Origin of the sequence: Thermoactinomyces intermedius (assembly GCF_013912365.1) — a bacterium.
Classification (GTDB): Bacteria; Bacillota; Bacilli; order Thermoactinomycetales; family Thermoactinomycetaceae; genus Thermoactinomyces; species Thermoactinomyces intermedius.
On sequence record NZ_JACETT010000010.1, the window covers coordinates 1 to 20128 of the forward strand.

The 20128-nt window shown below is 47.9% G+C and carries 20 protein-coding genes and 1 other RNA gene; 5 read left to right on the top strand and 16 right to left on the bottom strand.

Annotation, left to right across the window (positions count from 1 at the left end; genetic code table 11):
• Nucleotides 1-104: 104 nt before the first annotated feature.
• The 6 genes from H1R82_RS03010 to ffs all read right to left on the bottom strand — a co-directional run bounded on the left by H1R82_RS03010 (nt 105) and on the right by ffs (nt 5200).
• Nucleotides 105-380, bottom strand: a complete 276-nt coding sequence (locus H1R82_RS03010) for a pro-sigmaK processing inhibitor BofA family protein (RefSeq protein ID WP_181732951.1) — start codon at nt 378-380, stop codon at nt 105-107.
• A 304-nt stretch (nt 381-684) separates the two neighbouring features.
• Nucleotides 685-1281 (bottom strand): recombination mediator RecR, encoded by a 597-nt coding sequence (recR, locus tag H1R82_RS03015; protein ID WP_181732950.1) that lies wholly within the window; start codon nt 1279-1281, stop codon nt 685-687.
• 20 nt (nt 1282-1301) lie between these two features.
• On the bottom strand, nt 1302-1613 hold the full coding sequence (locus tag H1R82_RS03020) for a YbaB/EbfC family nucleoid-associated protein (RefSeq protein ID WP_181732949.1): 312 nt from the start codon (nt 1611-1613) through the stop codon (nt 1302-1304).
• 13 nt (nt 1614-1626) lie between these two features.
• A complete protein-coding gene (dnaX, locus tag H1R82_RS03025; RefSeq protein ID WP_181732948.1) occupies nt 1627-3336 on the bottom strand; it encodes a DNA polymerase III subunit gamma/tau in 1710 nt (569 codons plus the stop codon).
• 138 nt (nt 3337-3474) lie between these two features.
• Entirely contained in the window at nt 3475-4620 is a 1146-nt protein-coding gene (locus tag H1R82_RS03030; protein ID WP_309544780.1) for a two-component system sensor histidine kinase NtrB, read from the bottom strand.
• A gap of 315 nt (nt 4621-4935) precedes the next feature.
• Nucleotides 4936-5200: signal recognition particle sRNA large type (gene ffs, locus H1R82_RS03035), an RNA gene on the bottom strand.
• 193 nt (nt 5201-5393) lie between these two features.
• Here ffs and H1R82_RS03040 point away from each other — a divergent pair.
• Genes H1R82_RS03040 through treR form a run of 3 tightly spaced genes read left to right on the top strand, consistent with a single transcriptional unit; the run spans nt 5394 to nt 9406 of the window.
• Nucleotides 5394-6971, top strand: coding sequence for a PTS transporter subunit EIIC (locus H1R82_RS03040; RefSeq protein ID WP_181732946.1), 1578 nt, complete (start codon nt 5394-5396; stop codon nt 6969-6971).
• Between the two features lie 17 nt (nt 6972-6988).
• The gene (gene treC, locus H1R82_RS03045; RefSeq protein WP_269747565.1) at nt 6989-8683 is read left to right on the top strand and encodes an alpha,alpha-phosphotrehalase; all 1695 of its coding nucleotides are present in this window, start codon (nt 6989-6991) and stop codon (nt 8681-8683) included.
• Nucleotides 8684-8695: 12 nt separating this feature from the next.
• Nucleotides 8696-9406, top strand: coding sequence for a trehalose operon repressor (gene treR / locus H1R82_RS03050; RefSeq protein WP_181732944.1), 711 nt, complete (start codon nt 8696-8698; stop codon nt 9404-9406).
• Between the two features lie 167 nt (nt 9407-9573).
• Here treR and H1R82_RS03055 read toward each other — a convergent pair whose 3' ends face one another.
• From H1R82_RS03055 to H1R82_RS03090, 8 genes are all read right to left on the bottom strand, one after another.
• Nucleotides 9574-10383, bottom strand: a complete 810-nt coding sequence (locus H1R82_RS03055; protein WP_181732943.1) for a lipoate--protein ligase family protein — start codon at nt 10381-10383, stop codon at nt 9574-9576.
• 20 nt (nt 10384-10403) lie between these two features.
• Nucleotides 10404-10559, bottom strand: a complete 156-nt coding sequence (locus H1R82_RS03060; RefSeq protein ID WP_181732942.1) for a hypothetical protein — start codon at nt 10557-10559, stop codon at nt 10404-10406.
• A gap of 104 nt (nt 10560-10663) precedes the next feature.
• Nucleotides 10664-11041, bottom strand: a complete 378-nt coding sequence (locus tag H1R82_RS03065; RefSeq protein WP_181732941.1) for a hypothetical protein — start codon at nt 11039-11041, stop codon at nt 10664-10666.
• Between the two features lie 42 nt (nt 11042-11083).
• The gene (locus tag H1R82_RS03070) at nt 11084-11614 is read right to left on the bottom strand and encodes an NAD(P)H-dependent oxidoreductase (protein ID WP_181732940.1); all 531 of its coding nucleotides are present in this window, start codon (nt 11612-11614) and stop codon (nt 11084-11086) included.
• 48 nt (nt 11615-11662) lie between these two features.
• On the bottom strand, nt 11663-13225 hold the full coding sequence (locus tag H1R82_RS03075) for a DHA2 family efflux MFS transporter permease subunit (protein WP_181732939.1): 1563 nt from the start codon (nt 13223-13225) through the stop codon (nt 11663-11665).
• A 38-nt stretch (nt 13226-13263) separates the two neighbouring features.
• Nucleotides 13264-13899: an HlyD family secretion protein gene (locus tag H1R82_RS03080; protein ID WP_181732938.1), complete on the bottom strand. Its 636-nt coding sequence runs from the start codon at nt 13897-13899 to the stop codon at nt 13264-13266.
• 24 nt (nt 13900-13923) lie between these two features.
• The gene (locus H1R82_RS03085) at nt 13924-14586 is read right to left on the bottom strand and encodes an HlyD family secretion protein (protein WP_181732937.1); all 663 of its coding nucleotides are present in this window, start codon (nt 14584-14586) and stop codon (nt 13924-13926) included.
• Complete coding sequence (locus H1R82_RS03090; RefSeq protein ID WP_181732936.1) at nt 14583-15050, bottom strand: MarR family winged helix-turn-helix transcriptional regulator; 468 nt, start codon at nt 15048-15050, stop codon at nt 14583-14585. Before H1R82_RS03090 ends, H1R82_RS03085 begins: the two co-directional genes overlap by 4 nt.
• An 854-nt stretch (nt 15051-15904) precedes the next feature.
• Between H1R82_RS03090 and H1R82_RS03095 the strand changes: the two genes are divergently transcribed.
• Entirely contained in the window at nt 15905-16768 is an 864-nt protein-coding gene (locus H1R82_RS03095; RefSeq protein ID WP_181732958.1) for a YitT family protein, read from the top strand.
• A 179-nt stretch (nt 16769-16947) separates the two neighbouring features.
• Entirely contained in the window at nt 16948-17424 is a 477-nt protein-coding gene (locus H1R82_RS03100) for an SgrR family transcriptional regulator (RefSeq protein WP_181732935.1), read from the top strand.
• Here the strand turns inward: H1R82_RS03100 and H1R82_RS03105 are convergent.
• Together H1R82_RS03105 and H1R82_RS03110 are read right to left on the bottom strand one after the other, a co-directional pair.
• Nucleotides 17421-18407 (bottom strand): glycerophosphodiester phosphodiesterase family protein, encoded by a 987-nt coding sequence (locus H1R82_RS03105; RefSeq protein WP_181732934.1) that lies wholly within the window; start codon nt 18405-18407, stop codon nt 17421-17423. The genes H1R82_RS03100 and H1R82_RS03105 overlap by 4 nt on opposite strands.
• A gap of 156 nt (nt 18408-18563) precedes the next feature.
• Complete coding sequence (locus tag H1R82_RS03110; RefSeq protein ID WP_181732933.1) at nt 18564-20060, bottom strand: BCCT family transporter; 1497 nt, start codon at nt 20058-20060, stop codon at nt 18564-18566.
• Nucleotides 20061-20128: the final 68 nt, after the last annotated feature.

A 20128-nucleotide genomic window follows, 5' to 3' on the forward strand; every position in this document is an offset into this window, starting at 1 on the left:
TTCAAGGAACACTTCATTTCGTTTTGTTTTGCTGCTCTCTCGCAGCGACAATTATGATACTACCACCTTATCAGACATAAGTCAACACCTTTTTTCGATTTTTTTTATAGACCAATAAAAATTATTTTCACGGCCACCAGATAAACGATTCCCGGAATCCCCAAACAGCCGGTGACAAACGCCGTCCAAAGGTTAATCGGGATGTGGAGTTGCACATATTGCCCCAGCAAGTTCAAAACAAACAAAACCAATGCCCCCACAGCGGTCGACAACACTCCTTTTCCCATCCACATCAGCGGTTTTTTTACCGACCGGTTGACCACCATAAAAAACATCATACCCAACAAGCCGGTGACCACCCACCATTGATATTCCAACAAACCCATCCCTCCCCGGATCTTTTTCAGAATCGGAATCAAGACAAAAAGACAAAATAAGTATGAAAACCAAAAACAAAATCCAATCGCAACCGGACATCCGTACAAAGTCTGACACTTCTCCCCATGGGTTCCGGCTGCGACTTTCCTGGAACAAAAACGGATACATTCCCCCTCTCAATCGTTTTTCCATAATCCGCAGCGTCCCCTATTTCAGCCGCTCTTTTTGCAAAAATAAAAGCGACAGCTTCCCGGGAAGTGTCGCTTCCATTCTATGCACAAGGTTGTCTGTTTCATGATCAATTTTTTATAACTCGTGTCTTCCTTCCAGCGCTTTGGCCAAGGTGACTTCATCCGCATATTCCAAATCCCCGCCGACCGGCAGTCCGTGGGCGATACGCGTCACCTTCAGCCCGAAAGGTTTGGTCAAACGGGACAAATACATTGCCGTCGCTTCCCCTTCGATGTTGGGATTGGTTGCCAGGATCAGCTCCTTCACTTTTTCGTCTTCCAGCCGCTTCAACAGCCCGGGAATGTTCAAATCATCGGGTCCGATTCCCTCAATGGGGGAAATCGCCCCGTTCAATACATGATATAAGCCATTATATTCACGAGTCCGTTCCATGGCGATCAAATCTTTGGTGTCTTGCACCACACAAATGGTTGACTGGTCCCGGTTTTTATCGGAACAGATATAGCAAGGATCCTGATCCGTGATATGCCCGCAAACGGAACAATGGCACAAATCCCGTTGCACCCGGACCAATGCTTTGGCCAAATCCAAAACGTCCTCTTCTTCCATGGTCAATACATAAAAAGCCAGCCGTTGAGCCGTTTTGGGGCCAATCCCCGGCAAGCGCATGAATCCCTCAATCAGTTTTGAGATTGGTTCAGGCACATACAACGTTCCCACCTCTGGTCACTTTAAAATAATCCGGGGATATTCAAACCGCCTGTAAATTTCCCTAAATCTTTGGCTACCAGCTCCTCGGCCTGTTTCATCGCTTCATTGATTGCGGCGGTGATCAAATCCTGCAACATTTCCACATCATCCGGATCCACAACTTCCGGGGAGATCTCAATCCCCAATAATTGCTTATGGCCGTTCATCCGCACTTTCACCACACCACCGCCGGCCGTTCCTTCCACTTCCTTTTTCTCCAGTTCCTGTTGGGCTTTCGCCATTTCCTGCTGCATTTTTTTCACTTGTTTCAGCATCTGATTCATGTTCCGCATCCGTCATCGCCTCCTAAACTTTCGGTTCATTCTCATCGGAAACTTTGATGATTTCTTCGCCGAACAAATCCACGGCTTTTTTCACAATGTCTTCTTGCAAAGACTCCGGTTCCGGTTGGGGGCCGCTCTTATTCCCGGAAGCCGGAAGATTCCGCGCCGAAGCTTGTTTCTTCCAATCATCCAGCATCACGGTTTTCAGTCGCATCCGTTGCCCCGTCATCTGTGAAAGAATTCCTTCAATTAAAGACTTGTTGCTTTCTTTTTCGGTTGTTTCACGGTGAATTTTGCTTTTAAAAGCAACGATCACGGCGTCATCGGTGGCTCCGACCGGTTCACCGTCAATCAACCAGGCATGGACCGTGATTTTTTCCTCTTTCACCCGCTGAAGCAATTCAGGCCAGATCTTTTTGATCCGGGCTCCTTGTTGCTCGGACAGCTTCTCCAACCATTGCCGGCTCAGTGCCGGTGCGGAAGATTTGACAACCGGAGAAGACGGGACAGGACGGTTCCCGGGTGCCGGGGAGATTTCTTCCTTCACAGCCGCTGTGTTTTTTTCCTGGCGAATCCAACTTTCCAACTTTTCAATCCGCTCTTCCAGCTTTGCCACCAGATCCGGCTCCACATTTTTAGGATCGCTTCCAAAAACATCCGCCAGACGGACCAGGGCCATCTCCAACAACACGCGGGGATGAGTCACCCATTTCATCTGTTGTTCCGAATGAACCAACACATCCAGCATCCGGGAAAGACGGTGATGTGTCAACTTCCCCGCAACCTTTTCCACCGATTTCATCCACTGTGTTCTTCCTTCGCGCTCCATCAAGGAAGGTGCAGTTTTAAACAGCAACAAATCCCGGCAAACATGGATGAAATCCTGAACCAACTTTTCAGGCTCCACGCCGCTTGCAATACACTCCTCCAGCTTTTGCAGGGCGGAAGGCATCTTCTGTTCGACCAAATCGACGAAAATCGAAAGCACCATCTCCCTCGACGCACTTCCCGTCACGGCTTGCACCGCTTCAATGGTCAAGGAATCCCCACTGAAAGCCAACGCTTGATCCAGGAGACTCAGCGCGTCCCGCAGTCCGCCGTCGGCGGTTTGCGCAATGGAGATCAAGGCTTCATCATCAAAGGAAATATCCATCGACCGGCAAATCGTTTTTAAACGGTTCACGATCTTTTCAAAGGAAATGCGGCGAAAAGTGAATCGCTGACAGCGGGAAATAATCGTTGGAGGAAGTTTATGCGGCTCCGTGGTAGCCAGAATGAAAATCACATGCTCCGGAGGTTCTTCCAATGTTTTCAACAGTGCATTAAATGCTTCTGTGGTCAACATATGAACCTCATCAATGATATACACCTTGTAACGGACTTCGGTCGGCGCATATTTCACCTTGTCGCGCAGATCACGGATCTCATCCACTCCCCGGTTGGATGCCGCGTCAATTTCGACCACATCCATCAGGGAACCTTCGGTGATGCGCCGGCAAGCTTCGCATTCATTGCAAGGCTCTTTGGCCGGACCGTGAACACAGTTCACTGCTTTGGCCAAAATCTTTGCCGCGCTGGTTTTCCCCGTTCCGCGCGGTCCGTTAAACAAATAAGCATGGGTAAGGTGTTTTTCGTTTAATGCATTCATCAATGTTTTTGTCACATGTTCCTGACCGACTAAATCCTCAAAGCGTTGCGGTCTCCAAACGCGATACAATGCCCGATAGGACACACCCAACACTCCAACTTGTTCCCCTCAACGGGGGCATATTCATGGTCTTTACTATCATACTACACTGAAAACCTTTTTTCCAAAAGAAACAACCCACTGCCTGTGGGAAAAGATCCATCATCTTATCGGCAGTGGGTTTTATGTTTTAATGAGCGGCAAGTAAACTTTCACCTTGGTGCCTTTCGGTCCGGACTCAATTTTGATTTCTCCGTCAATCTCCCGCAAAATCTGACGGCAAATGGGAAGTCCCAGACCGGTTCCGTTCTCTTTTGTTGTAAAAAACGGTTCATATATTTTTTCCAAAACATGAGGTGGTATTCCGGGTCCGGTATCCATGATCTCCACAACCACATGTTTTCTTTTCTCATTTGTTTTCAGTCGAATCGTCAGCAGGCCGCCATCTTTCATTGCTTCAATCGCATTTTTGGAAACATTGAGAAAAACTTGTTTCAACAACTCCCCATCTGCTTCAATCATCGGAATCGTCGTCAGTTGCCGTTTGATCATCACATCAATGTTATAGAGAAGTGCTTCGTTTTTGATGATGGGCAGGATGTCGTTGAAGACCTTCGTCACATTCACGGATTGGACGTTTAAATGCCGTGGTTTGCTCAGCATCAAAAATTCCCCGACAAGGCTGCTGATCCGGCTGATCTCCCTTAACATAATATCGATATACCCGTGTTCTTTCTGCTGTCCGTTTTCCTTCATCTTATGCCCGATCACCTGTAAAAATCCCCGGATCGCCGTGAGGGGATTGCGAATTTCATGCGCGGTTCCGGCTGCAATCTGACCGATGGTCGCCAAGCGGTTGTTTTGCTGAACCTGCTGCCTCAAAAGCTGCATCTCGGTTTGGTCCTCGATCATCAAAATTTGCCCTTTCAAGCCGCTTTCACTGTCTTCAAACGTGTGAAACCGCATCAGCAGGCACCGCGGTTCTTCCCCGTCCGGGCACCAGTCCAATTCCAGCTTCCGCTTCTCTTTGCGGGAATGCAAAATGGAGAACAACCGGTCCCTGTACTTTTTCGGCAACCCCAACTGAATCACGGCATCCCGGAATGACCGGTACATCATTTTTGATTTTTCCAACCCCAACAGCCTTGCTGCCGCTTGATTGATTTCCACGACATTCAACCGGTCATCAACCACGATAACTCCCAAGTGGATTTTTGAAATTAACTGGACGGCCAAACGCTCATAGGGTGTCACAGGATAAAATGTGTATAAATGGATTGACCCATGATCTCCATTTCCTGCTAACGCCTTTGTGTTCATATTCATCATCTTCGCACCGCCACATTAAAAGCTTCCCTTCTGTCCTTCGTGCTTACTTTTTGCAACGAACGATTCATTGGAATCACATGAGATCCACAAGTGAACAACTTCTCCCATCACAACCGCAAACAACCGACACCAAAATGGGAAGTTCCCATCGTTTTTTGATAACAACCTGCTGTGTACGGGCAACATGCCACAAATAATTCTAACTTTTTATTCGCTGTTTACCTTTTTCTTCCTTCTTTAAGAAAAAATTTTCCATTCAAATGCTAAAAAAAAACACCTTGTGCCCAAGGTGCGTTTTCCAAAGATGTCTATGTACCGCGCACCTGTCTCCGACGTGTCTTGCCCGAGCGGCCCCTGAACCATCAGCTCAGACCAAGCACCCCTGCGGCACACGACCGGTCTCCCTTAGTGCTGCTTCCGTCAGGACCTGACACGGTTCGGAAGTGATCGTTGCGCAGGACCCGATCATCAACACGGATGATCCAGACCAGCCTCACACAAAGCACGCCTCGGACAGGCATCGACCCCGTTATAGCGGATTACGGGCTACAGGGCACCGCTACCTCCCCGTCTAGCGCGGTGTTTCCATCATAACACAAGCTTGGCGTCAGAATCAATGGCAGGATCAGGATTTTCCGGGACCTCCCTTCTTCATTGACAAACCTGTATAGACAGGAGTACAATTCGGTTACATGAAAGGCCTTTCATTTTTTGTATTCCCTTTCCTGTATATACAGGTGACCGATTCCAACACGGGGATAAGGAGGAAAATAATGGCGAAAGGTTTCTCTTTTGACTTTTTTCAACGTGTCGGCCGCTCCATGATGGCCGTGGTTCTCATTCTTCCGCTTGTTTCGATTTTGATGGGACTGGGCGGCGTGATTTTAAATCCCAATGTCCAAGAGTTGATTCCTTTCTTGAGCAGCAACGGCTGGCAAGTCACCGGGGAATTGATGCAACGGGCGGGACAAGCCGTTTTTAATAACCTTCCCGTCCTGTTTGCCGTGGCGATTGCCATCACCTGGACCGGCAAAGGAATGGCCGGGTTCTCGGCACTGATTTCGTTCTTCATCATGCATACCACCCTCGGGGCGTTGATTGATATCACCGGGATCAAGCTGAACGAAAAACTGCTGGGAACCGAACTTGGCATTGAAACCATGCAAATCGGTGTGTTCGGCGGAATTTTAATCGGTTTTTTGACTGCTTATCTTTACAACCGCTTTCATAAAGTGGAATTGCCTGATTCGATTTCCTTGTTCAGCGGGGAACGGCTGGTCCCCATTGTTTCTTCGTTTGGGGCCATCTTGTCTGCAGTGGTTCTTTACTTCATCTGGCCGCCGGTCGGAAACGGGATTTTTGTTTTGGGGAACTATATTGCCACCCATACCAACCCGTTGATTGTGGGATTGTACGGCGGGCTTGAAAAACTGCTCATCCCGTTCGGGTTGCATCATATTTACAATACCCCCTTGCTGTTCACGGATATCGGCGGCGCTTACACTTCGTTGGACGGCGCCCGCATCGTGGGGGACCAAAACGTTTATATTTCCCAAGTTATCGACAAACTGCGTGACCCGTCGATTGCCATTACCGGAGGCACCTACATCGCAGGAAAATTCATCCCGGTGATGTTCGGATTGCCTGCCGCGGGTTTGGCCATCATTCATACGGCAAAACCGGGCAAACGAACAAAAACCAAATCGTTGATCGTGGCGGCTGCCGTCACCGCTTTGTTGACCGGAATCACGGAACCGCTGGAATTCACATTCCTGTTTGTTGCCCCGGTCTTATATGCCATTCATGCCGTTTTGACCGCCATCGCTTTCGGGCTGGTCAATGCTTTGGGCATGCACGGCGGGTTTGCCGGCGGCTCCGGGCTGATTGACTTCATCTTGTTCAATGTACTGCCCAACCACTCCAATGCATGGCTTGTCACCATCGGGCTCGGCCTTGTCTTTGCGGTGATTTACTATTTCACGTTCCGGATTTTGATCCAAAAAATGAACCTGAAAACACCGGGGCGTGAAGATGATCACGAAGAAACCCGTCTCCGCACCAAAGACGAGTTCCGCGAAAAAATCGGCATCCAATCAGGAAGCAAAGAAAAAGAAAGCAAAAGCAGCCAGGCCGCTCTCATTTTGGAAGCTTTGGGCGGCAAAGATAACATTGTCAAACTGGACGCCTGCATCTCCCGCCTCCGCGTCGGGGTCAAAGAAATTGACAAAGTGGATGAAAACCGGCTGAAAGCATTGGGTGCTGCCGGTGTCATCAAAAAGGGAGACGGGATTCAGGCGGTGTTCGGGACGAAATCATCCATCATCAAAGAAGAAATCCAAGAGTTGATGTAGCATACAAGGAGGTTTTTTTGTTGGCGGAATGGTGGAAAAAAGCTGTTGTCTACCAGATCTATCCAAAGAGCTTTTATGACACGACAGGGAACGGAACAGGAGATTTAAGAGGAATCATTCAGAAGCTGGACTACCTGAAAGAGCTGGGGGTTGATGTTTTGTGGCTGACGCCGGTTTATGAATCCCCGCAAAACGACAACGGATATGATATCAGCAATTATCACAAAATCCATGAAGAATACGGAACGATGGAGGATTTTAAAGAACTTCTCCATCAGGTGCACAAACGCGGCATGCGATTGATCATGGATATGGTGGTCAACCATACTTCCACCGAGCATGAATGGTTTCAAGCATCCCGTTCTTCCAAAGAAAATCCGTACCGTTCGTATTACATCTGGAAAGACGGCAAAGACGGGAAGGAACCGAACAATTGGCAATCCAAATTCGGGGGTTCCGCTTGGAAACGGGACGAAAAAACCGGCCAATATTACCTGCATTTATTTGATGAAACCCAGGCGGATTTAAACTGGGAAAATCCGGAGCTGAGACAAAAAATTTACGAAATGATGCGTTGGTGGCTGGATCTGGGCGTGGACGGCTTCCGGTTGGACGTGATCAACCTGATTTCCAAAGATCAACGGTTCCCCGACGACGACGGATCCGTCCCTCCCGGGGACGGCCGCAAATTTTACACCGACGGCCCGCGCATCCACGAATTTATGCAAGAGATGAACCGGGAAGTGTTTTCCCGCTATGATATCATGACCGTTGGCGAAATGTCGTCCACGACCATTCCGCATTGCATTCAATACACCCGTCCGGAAAACCGCGAGTTAAACATGGTTTTTCAATTCCATCATTTGAAAGTGGATTACCCGGGCGGGAAGAAGTGGGAAACAGGTCAAATGGATTTTGAAGCATTAAAACGAATCCTTTCCACCTGGCAGACGGAAATGCAAAAAGGCGGCGGCTGGAACACCTTGTTTTGGTGCAACCATGATCAGCCGCGGGTGGTTTCCCGCTACGGCAATGACGGGCCCTACCACAAAGAATCGGCCAAAATGTTGGCCACCGCCATGTATTTGATGCATGGAACCCCGTTTATTTTCCAAGGGGAAGAAATCGGCATGACCAACCCGGACTTTACGTCCATCGACGACTACCGGGATGTCGAAACACGGAATATGTATCACATTTTGCGTGAGCAGGGAAAAACCGAGGAAGAAGTGATGCAAATCATCCGGCAAAAATCCCGCGACAACGCGCGCACCCCGATGCAATGGACGGCAGGGAAGCACGGAGGCTTCACCAAAGGAACCCCTTGGATTCCCGTTGCACCGAATTACCGGCAAATCAATGTGGAACAAGCCTTGAAAGACAAGGACTCCGTTTTTCATCATTACAAACGGCTCATTCAGCTGCGGAAAGAGCACGATGTCTTGATCAACGGCACTTTTGAACCCGTTCAATTGGATCACCCGGACGTCTTTTCCTATCTGCGGCACGGCCGGAATGAAAAATGGCTTGTGATCAATAATTTCTTCGCTCATTCCACCCGTTGGCATCTGCCGTCTTCCCATGTGTTGCCGGAAGACTGGGAAGGAGAATGTGTGCTCTCCAACTATCCGGATGCACCGGACCATTTCCGGGAAATGACATTGCGGCCTTACGAATCCCTTGTTTTCCGTTTGACGAAAACCAATCATTAAGGGGAAACCAAGGTGGAAAACATTTATCTGACCATTTACCATGAACTTGCCGAACAAATTGAAAAAGGAAAGTTAAAACCCGGAGGGAAACTTCCCTCCGAACATGACATTTCCAAACAATACCAAACCTCTCGTGAAACGGTGCGAAAGGCACTGAACTTGTTGTCCCAAAACGGCTATATCCAAAAAATCAAAGGCAAAGGATCTTTTGTGTTGGGGATTCACCGGTACGACTTTCCGGTTTCGGGATTGGTCGGTTTCAAAGAATTATTCTCCAAATTAAATAAACAATGGAAGACTCATGTGAAGAAATTGGAATTAAAACCGGCGGATCCGCAAATCCATGCGGAACTCGGATTAAAGCGCAAAGAACCGGTTTGGGAAGTGGTCCGCATCCGTGAAGTAAACGGGGAAAAAATCATTTTGGACAAGGATTATTTCCGGAAGGCTTATGTCCCTGAGTTGACCAAAGAAGTCTGCCAGGATTCCATTTATGAATATCTGGAAAAACAGTGCGGGCTTTCCATCAGCTTTGCCAAAAAAGTCATCACCATCGAACCCATGACGGAAGAAGACCGGAACTTTCTCGACCATCAAAAAGAACCATATGTGGCGGTGGTCCGAAATTATGTCTTTTTGGAGGACAACACCCTTTTCCAATACACGGAATCCCGCCATCTGCCGGAAAAATTCCGTTTTGTCGACTTTGCAAGACGTCATTAAAAAATCTGCCTGCGGGGACAGAAAATCAAAAACGGGTCCGAATAATTATATGAGACCCGAGACCTTCTCGCATCCGTCTGTGCTACAGGCGGGTTCATTATAACCCAATCCCTTTTTCACAGCGTTTTCCTACGTGTTTAGCCACTCCGATGAGGAGTGGCTTTTTGTCATTCCCCGTATCTTTTTTGGATCTTTGTCAACATTTCCCGAACCGGTTCTTCATACGCCGGTTCGTAATCATGCCTTTCCTTTTTCTGTCCGTCCCCGGCCACTTCTTTGACCCGCGATACAAACCGGTCGACAGTCAGATCCTTGTTCCATTCGGACAAGGCAGCCATTTTGCCGGGTTCCACTTTGGGGAAATCGAGATTGAGATCTCCTCCTGACGCCAAATCATAAAATTGTTTCGCTTTCTTTCCCCTTTCCCTTCCGTTCCCTTCCACCAAGACAAACGCCTGAATCACAAAGGCCCGGATCTGTCTCCGCTGGGCAATGCCGCAAAACTTCCGCCCGTCAATGCTTAAATCATAATCCCCCGGACAGAAGGATCCTTGGATTTCCCCTTTTTCAATCGGGGGAACCAACGGTTTTAAACACTCCCGCATCAGTTGATACATGATTTCAAAGTCTTGTTTGATTTCCACTTTTCCCCTTGGCGAAGGCAAAATCAAAGAAAGATTGACCACTCCCGGATCCAAAGGAACGGCGGCTCCCCCGGAATTACGAACTCCCACACGGGAACCCGTTGATTCCAACCAATCGATCGCTCTTTCGGCATGAGGCAATTTCCGGTCCCGGATTCCCAGAATAAACGCATTTTGATGCCGCCAAATATGAAGCACCGGGGGAAGATGGCCGCTTCCCACTTCCTTGCAAAGAATTTCATCCACCGCAAATGGATATAAAGCCTGGCCGGTTAACAAACCGGCAGAAGTATCAATGATTTCCCGAACCTTTTTGTACGCATTTTGTCCCATCGCTCGTACTCCTTTTTCTTTCAACCAAGATACCATGCTTTCCGGTGAAGCATATCATTCAGATTCCCTTCGGTGTTCGTTCCATCCAAATCCAACCAGCCAAAAGTATAGCCCATTCCTCCATCCGGCGCCATGGGAAGAATGACCATCCCGAAGAATCCGTTAGAAGCGCCCATCCGAAAACCCCTTTTCAACCCAAGGGGATAAAACCGGCAACCGATGGGAACACTAATAAAAAACCACCCTGCATTACACAGGGCGGTGGATTCCAAGACTCCGTTTACCGGTCGGATTCCTTATCTTGATTCAATTGCTTATGCATCGAACGAAGAACTTCCCGGTATTCCCGGTCACTGTACCGGTCGGGATCCCGGGCCGGTTCTTCTTTCGTTACTTCAGTTTGTTGTTTCAAGCTTCTGCGCAAGGCTTCCCGATATTCATCATCGGTCATGGTGTATCCGGTGGAATCCGTTACTTTCCTGGTCACTTTTTTCGCCGGAGCCTCATGGTTCTCAGGCGCTTCTTCTTGGGACGGAACCTCCGCGGCCCCCGCCTGCTCTTCTTCCTCCATGTTTTTCCCGGCACGGGAATTGATGGCATACAACACAATTCCGCCAAGAACAACGAGCGCCCCGTAAAAGAGAATCAAATAAGTCAATCGACTCCCCCCTTTGTTCCGGGTTTAAAGCTTTACAACTTTTTACTTCAACTTTTTCGCAACATGGGCCACACGGCGTCCCAATGCTCTTCCGAGTGACAAGTCATTTTCACCCGGGGACGAATCTTCTTCCCCGTCTGTGACCGGACAAGTCACAGACAGCCCGTAATAAGAGCCCAACATGACATTTTCCGGCAAATTGCTCGGCAGTCCGACAATAATCATTCCATTGTGAAGCATCGGCGTAATCAAGTTCCACAATGTCATTTCCGCACCGCCGTGCAAAGTTGCGGTCGTGCAGAAAACCGCACCCACTTTTCCAATCAATTTTCCGTTCGCCCACAGATGTCCCAAACGGTCAATCCAGGATTTCAAGCCGGAACTGATCGTTCCGAAATGGCCGGGGCATCCCCAGATGATCGCATCCACATCGTTCAACTCCCGCACATCGGCTTCATTGACGTGACGGAGAATCACCTCTGCCCCTTCCACTTCACGCGCGCCTTCTGCAATCGATGCGGCCACTTTTTCCGTATGTCCGCTTTCACTGTCATATACCACATAAATCTTCATGAATCACTTCTCTCCCTTCCACGACTTTCCGAATAATTTAGGAACTGTTCAACCGGATACTTTCTTGTCTTTCCGCACATCCCGCAAGAAGAAACTCAAAATCAAGCCGACAAAAGCAAAGGCGGTAGCCCAAAGAAAAGCATCATTGATTCCCTGAACGGATGCATATTGGGCAGCTTGCCCGTACAGCGTGCTGGTCATCAAACTTTGCGCTTGTTCCGCCGGCAAGCCGACAGCTTGGGCAAAACCGCTCAGCGCCGAATAAAAATGATCGCTGTAAGCCGGATCCATCATATTGGCTTGATCCGCCAATTTTCCCAAATGATATTGGGTGCGGATGGAAAAGATCGTCGTAAACACACTGATTCCAAGCGATCCTGCGATTTGCCGCGATGTGTTGGCCATCGCCGTGCCGTGACCGTTCATCTCTTCCGGCAATTGATTCAAGCCGGCCGTCATAATCGGCATCATCAGCAGGGACATTCCGAAAGAACGGATCATATAGATGATCAGGATCCAAGTATAACTGGTTTCCAGGGTTAAATGCGTAAATTCATAAGTGGTTACGGTGGTGACCAACAACCCGATCACTGCCAGAGGACGGGGGCCCACTTTATCAAACAGCACACCGGAGACCGGGGACATCAACCCCATGATAATGGCTCCCGGCAGCAGCAATAACCCGGATTCGAAAGCGGTAAAACCGCGCAGGTTTTGCAGATAAATCGGAATCAAAAACATGCCCGCAAACATGGCAATGGTGATAATTGCATTAATCACGCTTGACAGGGTAAACATATCAAATTTAAACACGGAGAAATCGAGCAACGGTTTTTTCGATCGAACTTGCAACAGCACAAACACATAAAGGAAGAACACACCCAGCACCAGGGTGGAAACCACCACCGGATCATCCCAGGTTTTGTTCCCGGCTTCACTCAATCCGTACAGCAACAGACCGACGCCGAGCGAAGAGGTGACAGCCCCCCAAAAGTCAAAGTGCGGCTTGGTCTCTTTTCTCAAACCATCCTTTAAAAGGAAAAATGCAAAAGCAATGACGATCAGACCAAGCGGCACCATCCCGTTAAACAAAATGCGCCAGTCGTAATGTTCAATGACCCATCCTGACAACGTGGGACCAATGGCCGGGGCAAAAATCATCCCGAGCCCAAACAGCCCCATCCCTTTTCCGCGCGCCTCCGGCGGGAAAATGTGAAGGGTCACCACCATCACCAGCGGCATCAGGATTCCGGCACCGACCGCCTGAATCAAACGACCGATCAACATCATGGAAAACGTGGCAGCCAGTCCGCACATGAGTGAACCAGCTGTGAAAAACACCATCGAAGCGATGAATAGCCGCCGGATTCCGTAACGGTCCACCAAATAAGCGGAGAAGGGAATCAAAATCCCGTTGACCAACATATAACCGGTGAGCAACCATTGAGCCGTGCTTGCCGTCACATTGAATTCATTAATCAGGCTGGGAATAGCCACATTGAGCAAGGTCTGGTTCAAAACCGCCAAAAACATCCCCAGCATAATCACGATCATCAGCGGCAAATGCTGTCGGAATCCGCCGCCGTCCGCTGTATTTTGCTTCGCACTCATTCTTTTCCTCCTTTCCTGACGAATCTGTCCAAATCAACTTATTTATGAATGAGGATCGTTGCATTCATACCCGGCACCACGGTATCCGGATAATTTTCCATTTCAATGACCACCGGAATCCGTTGAACCACTTTGGTATAATCCCCGCTGGCGGTTTGTTGCGGCAACAGGGAGAAGACCGAGTTGGTCGCTTTTCCGATTTTCTTCACCGTTCCTTTGATTTTGGTGCCTTCTTCCGCATCGATCGTAATGTCCACTTCTTGTCCGACACTTACATCTTTGATCTCGGTTTCTTCAATGTTCGCTTCAATGTAGAGTTTGTTCAAATCCACCATTTGGACCAGGGTTTGGCCTGCGGCAACCATTTGCCCCTCAGAAAGATCACTTTTCACGATGGTTCCGTCCATCGGAGCCTGAATGTCCACGGTTTGTTGTCCGGTGTTTACTTTCCCCAGAACCTGACCGCTTTTTACTTGTTGTCCTTCTTCAACCTGCCATTCTTCCAATTTTCCGTTTCCGACCGAAGCCACCGGAATCAAATCCCCTTTGACCCGGGCATCTTCGGTTTCAATATAATTGGATTTCATATAATAGAAGTAATAGCCGCCAATTCCCAATCCCATGATAATAAGGAACACAAGCGCATTCGTCAAAACAAGACGTCCTGCTTTCATGAGTCATCACCTTTCCCCTTGATTTTAAGACTGTATTTTCACCTCAGCATTCATTCCAGGCATCAAATTCACATCGATTTGCTCATCAAAGACGATTTGTACCGGAACACGCTGAACCACTTTATTTTCATTTTGGCTGTCCGTGCTTGCCGACGGATTGGTGAAATCCCCGGCTGTCGAACCAATCTTTTGCACTTTTCCTTTAAAAATGCGGTCTTTGTAAGCATCCACCGTAATGTCCACTTTTTTGCCCGGTTTGACCCGGTCGATTTCTGTCTCATCAATATAAGCAACAATGTATTTGTTCGACAAATCGGCAACCATCGCAACCGGTTGTCCCGGTTTGACCATCTTGCCGGGCACAGCATTGCTTTTGACAAGGACGCCCGAAAAAGGCGAAGTAATGGATTGTGTCGACGGAGCATCGGTTTCATCGCCGGACGGCTGGCCGGACTGCAGAAGCGTCTCCGTTCCCAGGATCTGACCTTCTTCCACGGAATCTCCTTCTTCAACCGCCCATTCTTTCAGCACCCCGGCCTGATCCGGATAAACCGGAACCATCTCTGCCGTCACTTGGGCAATTTCACTGGTCACATAAAGGGATTGGTTGGTGAGATAGTATCCTGCACCGATGATCATCCCCAACACAAAAAGGATCAAAATCAAGTTATTCAGCGCTCGTTTCAATGCTTTGTCCCTCCTTTCTCCAGCCGGTTTTCGTATACCCCCTCGATAAACCTTTGCATGTTTTCAATGAATCGCTCCATTTCCTCAGAAGAAAGATTCAACCTTTTGACATGCGCATAAATTTTGTTTCTCTGGGCGTTGGAGAGTTCTTCAATCATTTCCCGGCTTTTATCCGTCAGCCGGATTTGTACGATTCGCCGGTCTTTCTGATCCCGTTTCCGCAAAACCATGTCCATCTCTTCCAAACGCCCGATCATTCCGCTCAGCGAACTCAGCGGAATATCCAGATGCTTGCTGATCTCCACCAGTGGGGAGGCTCCTTTGACATTGAGAAAATGAAGTACCAGCGCATGAGAAAAAGTTAAATGATGTTTTTTTAATTCTTCCCGAAGCAAGAGGTGACAGAGCGCCATTATCCGGTGAAACAGGCGAATCAAACTGTCCATTTGATCATCACGAATCACAATCACCTCCCCCAGGGAAATGATGTTTCGGTTATCGAATGATTAATACGATAAAATATTAACCTGCATAAGTCAATATGCGTCACAAGATGTTCAACAACCATTCAAAATTACTTCGGTTGCCGAATGATTCATATCATAAAATATCAACCTTTCAAAGTCAATCACATAATTGAATGATTTGGATCACTTTTTTTGGTACCGAGTCAAAGGAAAAACATGGATTGGAGGAATCGTTCTCTTTTTCAGGGTTTTGTTGGAAACCGGCTTTAAATATTTATTTTATATCTTGTAATAAAAATCCTCTTTTTTATTTCTTTTCTACCCTCCCGTTTGAATCCAATCGTTTTCTGCTTTTTGTCAAAAGGAAAGGGACGAAATCAATCCATACGGAAAATTATTCCGACGTCTTCCCATTTGCTCCGATTTGTTTTAATATGAATATGTATAATTTATTTTTTACTTAACAATTTATTTTGTTTGTTGAATATATTATGAATAATAAGTGAGTAATCTTTGTTTTTTGGGGAAGATCCGAAAAAAGAGGGAGAGATCATCCATTCCCATCCATATCAAGCATATTTTGTGCGAAAAAAACCGTTTTATTAATGGATGATCCTGGAATCCGAAAACCGGACCGTTCATCCTCTGTGCATTGGTTTAATTTTTAGACATTTAAATATTTAAAACAAACACGAAAGAATTGTGATATAATTAAAGAACCATTGTTATGGAAAGGAATTGAAAAGCTCACATTCCCCTTTTTTGTAACCTGATCCCCTCTTGGATTACATTTTTAAAAAGGGGTTGTGAAATATATGGAGTTATTTACTTCTTCCAATGAAACGGAACAAATGGAAAAGCCGAAAAAGTTGATTTGGTTAAATAATATCAAAAGAATTTTCTTTATTTTGGTCGGTGCCTTTTTGTTTTCGCTCGGTTTGGAAGTTTTCCTCGTACCCAATCAGGTGATTGACGGTGGCATCGTCGGTATTTCCATCATCATTTCTCATTTAACGCATTGGAATCTCGGATTGTTGTTGGTCATTTTTAACCTTCCGTTCCTCTTTTTGGGGTACAAACAAATCGGGAAAACCTTTGCTTTTTCCACCATGTTCGGGATTGTCGTGATGTCCGCGTTTACCAACATATTTCATCACGTTCCGGCTGTAACCAAAGATCCGCTTCTTGCCGCTGTGTTTGGCGGAATTATTCTGGGGGTCGGAGTCGGTTTGGTCATCCGGTACGGTGGTTCCCTGGACGGAACGGAAATCCTCGCCATCCTCATCAATAAGAAAGTTCCTTTCTCCGTCGGTCAAATCGTGATGTTTGCCAACCTGTTCATTTTAAGCAGCGCCGGTTTTGTCTTCAGCTGGGATCGTGCCATGTATTCTTTGATCACTTATTTCATCGCTTTTAAAATGATTGACATCGTCATTGAAGGTTTTGAAGAAATGAAATCCGTTTGGATCATCAGTGACAAAACCGAAATCATCGGCCAAACGATTTCCAACCGTTTGGGACGCGGTGTCACTTATTTGGCCGGAGAAGGCGGCTACAGCGGAGAAAACAAAAAAGTGATTTTTTGTATCATCACACGGTTGGAGGAAGCGAAATTAAAATCCATTGTCGAGGACATTGACCCGAATGCATTTTTGGCTACCGGAAACATCCATGATGTGCAGGGCGGTTCCTTCAAAAAGAAAGATATTCACTAAGGAAAAAATCAGAGGCGATCAGGTTATTGAAAAAGTGGGATGAAGAGGCGTGTCCGGGGGCACGTCTCCATTCATATCCTCCGGTTCATCCATGGATTGGCCCGGGAACTCAGGTGGCCCAATCCCGGCCTTTCCGTTAAGATGATTTCAAACAAACCGATTGGCACCAAGGTGATGGCATGAATATCATCGAATATTATTTGTTGCTCAGGCTTCAATATCAAGAGTACCGTTGTCATCAATCGTTTTATGTCAGTTTGAACGAATTGGCCCGGGTCTTGTGTTGTTCCACCCGCAACGTGAAACGGTTGTTGCGAAAAATGGTGGAGGACCAGCTGATTTTCTTTAAACCGGGCGGCGGGCGCGGCAAACGCTCCAAGTTGCAATTCAGACGGCCGCTGCACCAAGTATTCCCTTTATACATACAATTTTTGATCCGACAAGGACAATTCCGGGAAGCCGTCCGCTGGATCAAAAGAGAAGGAATCCCGGCCAAAGTGCGCGAGCAGTGCTATCGCGAACTGCTCCGTCACTTGAGCTTTCCCGGGATTCCCCTTCATGAAATCAACGGGTTTCCACAACATTCTTTTCCGGTAACCCCGACCATGATCGCCTCCTCCACCGGAACCTGGTATCTGGTGGAACGAAATAATTAATCCTTAAAGAGCGGGGCAATGCGGTCAATCCGGTTGGTCCAGATCCACCGGTCGTAACCTTCGGGGAGACGGCTTATATCTTCGGTTTGGTCAAATCCGTCTGAAAAGCCGCCGCTTCCCTTCACCAGAATCACCCGGGTGTCCACCCGGTCCATCCTCTCCAGGAACCGGTCAGGCCATCCCCACAGCCAGGGAGCGATTTCATCCGGAATATGAACCTGGGTTTGCCGGCAACTTGCCGGGACATAACCGCTCCAACCCACGGCCAGATAAGAAAGCAGGCAACTTTTCAACGATGCTTTGCTCATCGTGCGGAGCTCCGGAAGCTGTTTTTCCAGGGCTTCCACCGGTTGGTCTCCGCCATACACCGCCAATTGACGGAGGCGGTCTTTCGGGAGCGGTTTGAGCTTTTCCGCAAGCACGATTCCCTCTTGGGGATCATTGCTTTTCACATGAATGAGCAGCATTTTATCGGGGAAGGCTTGGAGCACTTCGTCCAGTGACGGCATCAAACCGACGCCTTTCCCGCGAAAGGGATACGTTTTTCCCCCATCCGCCGTATAACCATACCCCACATCCAATTTCTTCAGTTCACCCATGGTATAATCGCGTACTTTCCCCATGGCATTGGTCCGGCATTCCAGCATGTGATCATGGAACACGGCAAACTGATGGTCCTTGGTCAGCTGAACATCCAGTTCGACCATGTCCGCCCCGGCCTGAAAAGCCGCACGCATGGAAGGAAGCGTGTTTTCCAAAAATGGATGTTCCGGAGGATGGATCCGCTCGGCGGTGCAGGTGTCATTTTCCACACCCTCCAAGTCAAAGGTTTGTGCCAGTCCGCGGTGAGCTATGAGATACGGATTGCCGGAACGCGGCTTTGCCAAAAGAGAAGTGTTGTTGACATAAACCAAAGAGACGAACAGCAAAAGAACCACAAGAATCCAAATCCATTTGCGCTTGCTTTTTTTGATTCCTTTCAATTCCCTCGTCACCCTTTCCTGTGCATCGTCCGGTTGGATGATTCCCCTTGTTTATCATAGCCGGCCGGCTGAATAAAAAAAGATCCTTTTTTCCCCGCTTTTGTCCCCTTTTTCAAACAAAAAGCGGAAAGGCGTTTCTCCTTTCCGCGCACCACCTTAATTTTTCTCTTGTCTTAAAGATTTGATCAGGGAAAAACTCATCAAAATCAAAATGATGGCAAAAGGAAGAGCTGAAATCAAGGCGGCCGTCTGCAATCCTTCCAAGCCGCTGCTGATGATGAGAACGGCCGTAATGGCGGCCATCAACGTTCCCCAGATGAAGCGGCGCAGGATGGAAGGATCGGGGTTTCCGCCGGATGTCATCATCCCCAGCACAAATGTTGCCGAATCGGCCGAAGTGACAATAAATATGGCAATCAACACAATGGCAATCACCGATAAAAGGAAGGGAAAAGGCATATGTTCCAGCAAGGCGAAAAAGGCCGTGGTCACATCCTTTTCGACGGCACTGGCAATGGCTTGGTGTTTAAACAGATCCATATGCAAAGAAGTGCCGCCAAAGACTGCAATCCAAACCAGCGCGATTGCCGGAGGGACGATCATCACCCCGAAGACATATTCCCGGATCGTCCGCCCTTTGGAAATGCGGGCGACAAACGAACCCACAAACGGGGACCAGGCAATCACCCATGACCAATAAAAGATAGTCCAATCATAAACCCAGGTGTCCCCTTGGTAAGGCGGAATATAAAAACTGCTTTCCACAAAGTGCTGGATATAGTCTCCGACTCCCAGCGTCAGCCCGTTTAAAATAAAAACCGTCGGACCCGTGAAGAGAACAAACAACATCAAAGCCAGCGCAATCCCCATATTCAGATTGCTCAAAAAGCGGATTCCCCGGTCAATCCCGGTCAAAGCGGACGTAATGTACATGAGAAACATCACGGCGACGATGATCAACTGCATCCAGGCATTGTTGGGAAGAGAAAAGACATAGGAGAGCCCGCCGTTAATTTGCAGCACAGCCATGCCAAAGGAAGTGGCCACCCCAATGACGGTGGCAATCACTGCCGCTATATCCATGAAATCTCCAAGAAACGGATGAATTCCTTTTTTCCCGGCCAAGCCGCTCAAAGCCGAACTGATCAAAGATTTCTCTTTTTTCCGGTACTGAAAATAACCAAGAACCAATCCGACAAGGGCAAAAACGGACCACTGATGAATTCCCCAGTTAAAAAAGGAATAACGCATCGCCAGGCGGGCCGCCTCGGCCGAACGGGGTTCCACCCCCTCAAAAGGGGGCGCCGCAAAGTGCGTCATCGGTTCGGCAACCCCCCAAAACACCAAGCCGGCTCCGAAACCTGCGGCAAACAACATGCTGATCCAGGAGAAAAACGAGTATTCCGGATCCTCCGAATCATCCCCGAGCTTCACCCGGCCGTATTTGCTGCACGCCAGGTACAGGCAGAAACTCACAAAAAACACCATCGCCAGCAAGTAAAACCATCCAAAATGAACCGTCGTGAAATCAAAAATCTTCGCTGCATACACAGAAAAACTTTCCGGATTGACAGATCCGAGGATAACAAAGAACAAAATGACCAAAGCCGATCCCCAAAACACGACATTTGAAGCGTTTTCTTTTTTCCTCAAAAAACCATCCTTTCGTTTTCACCAAAACACGTGTCCTGGCTCATCAGCACTTTTAAATCTGTTCAGAC

Bases quoted from the DNA above. Each gene is read 5' to 3' on its own strand.
- H1R82_RS03070 (WP_181732940.1), bottom strand. From the start codon at position 11,614: ATGAAGATTTATGTGGTATATGACAGTGAAAGCGGACATACGGAAAAA.
- H1R82_RS03100 (WP_181732935.1), top strand. From the start codon at position 16,948: ATGAATATCATCGAATATTATTTGTTGCTCAGGCTTCAATATCAAGAG.
- H1R82_RS03060 (WP_181732942.1), bottom strand. From the start codon at position 10,559: ATGGGCGCTTCTAACGGATTCTTCGGGATGGTCATTCTTCCCATGGCG.
- H1R82_RS03030 (WP_309544780.1), bottom strand. From the start codon at position 4,620: ATGATGAATATGAACACAAAGGCGTTAGCAGGAAATGGAGATCATGGG.
- H1R82_RS03040 (WP_181732946.1), top strand. From the start codon at position 5,394: ATGGCGAAAGGTTTCTCTTTTGACTTTTTTCAACGTGTCGGCCGCTCC.
- H1R82_RS03020 (WP_181732949.1), bottom strand. From the start codon at position 1,613: ATGCGGAACATGAATCAGATGCTGAAACAAGTGAAAAAAATGCAGCAG.
- H1R82_RS03095 (WP_181732958.1), top strand. From the start codon at position 15,905: ATGGAAAAGCCGAAAAAGTTGATTTGGTTAAATAATATCAAAAGAATT.
- H1R82_RS03075 (WP_181732939.1), bottom strand. From the start codon at position 13,225: ATGAGTGCGAAGCAAAATACAGCGGACGGCGGCGGATTCCGACAGCAT.
- H1R82_RS03080 (WP_181732938.1), bottom strand. From the start codon at position 13,899: ATGAAAGCAGGACGTCTTGTTTTGACGAATGCGCTTGTGTTCCTTATT.
- H1R82_RS03055 (WP_181732943.1), bottom strand. From the start codon at position 10,383: ATGGGACAAAATGCGTACAAAAAGGTTCGGGAAATCATTGATACTTCT.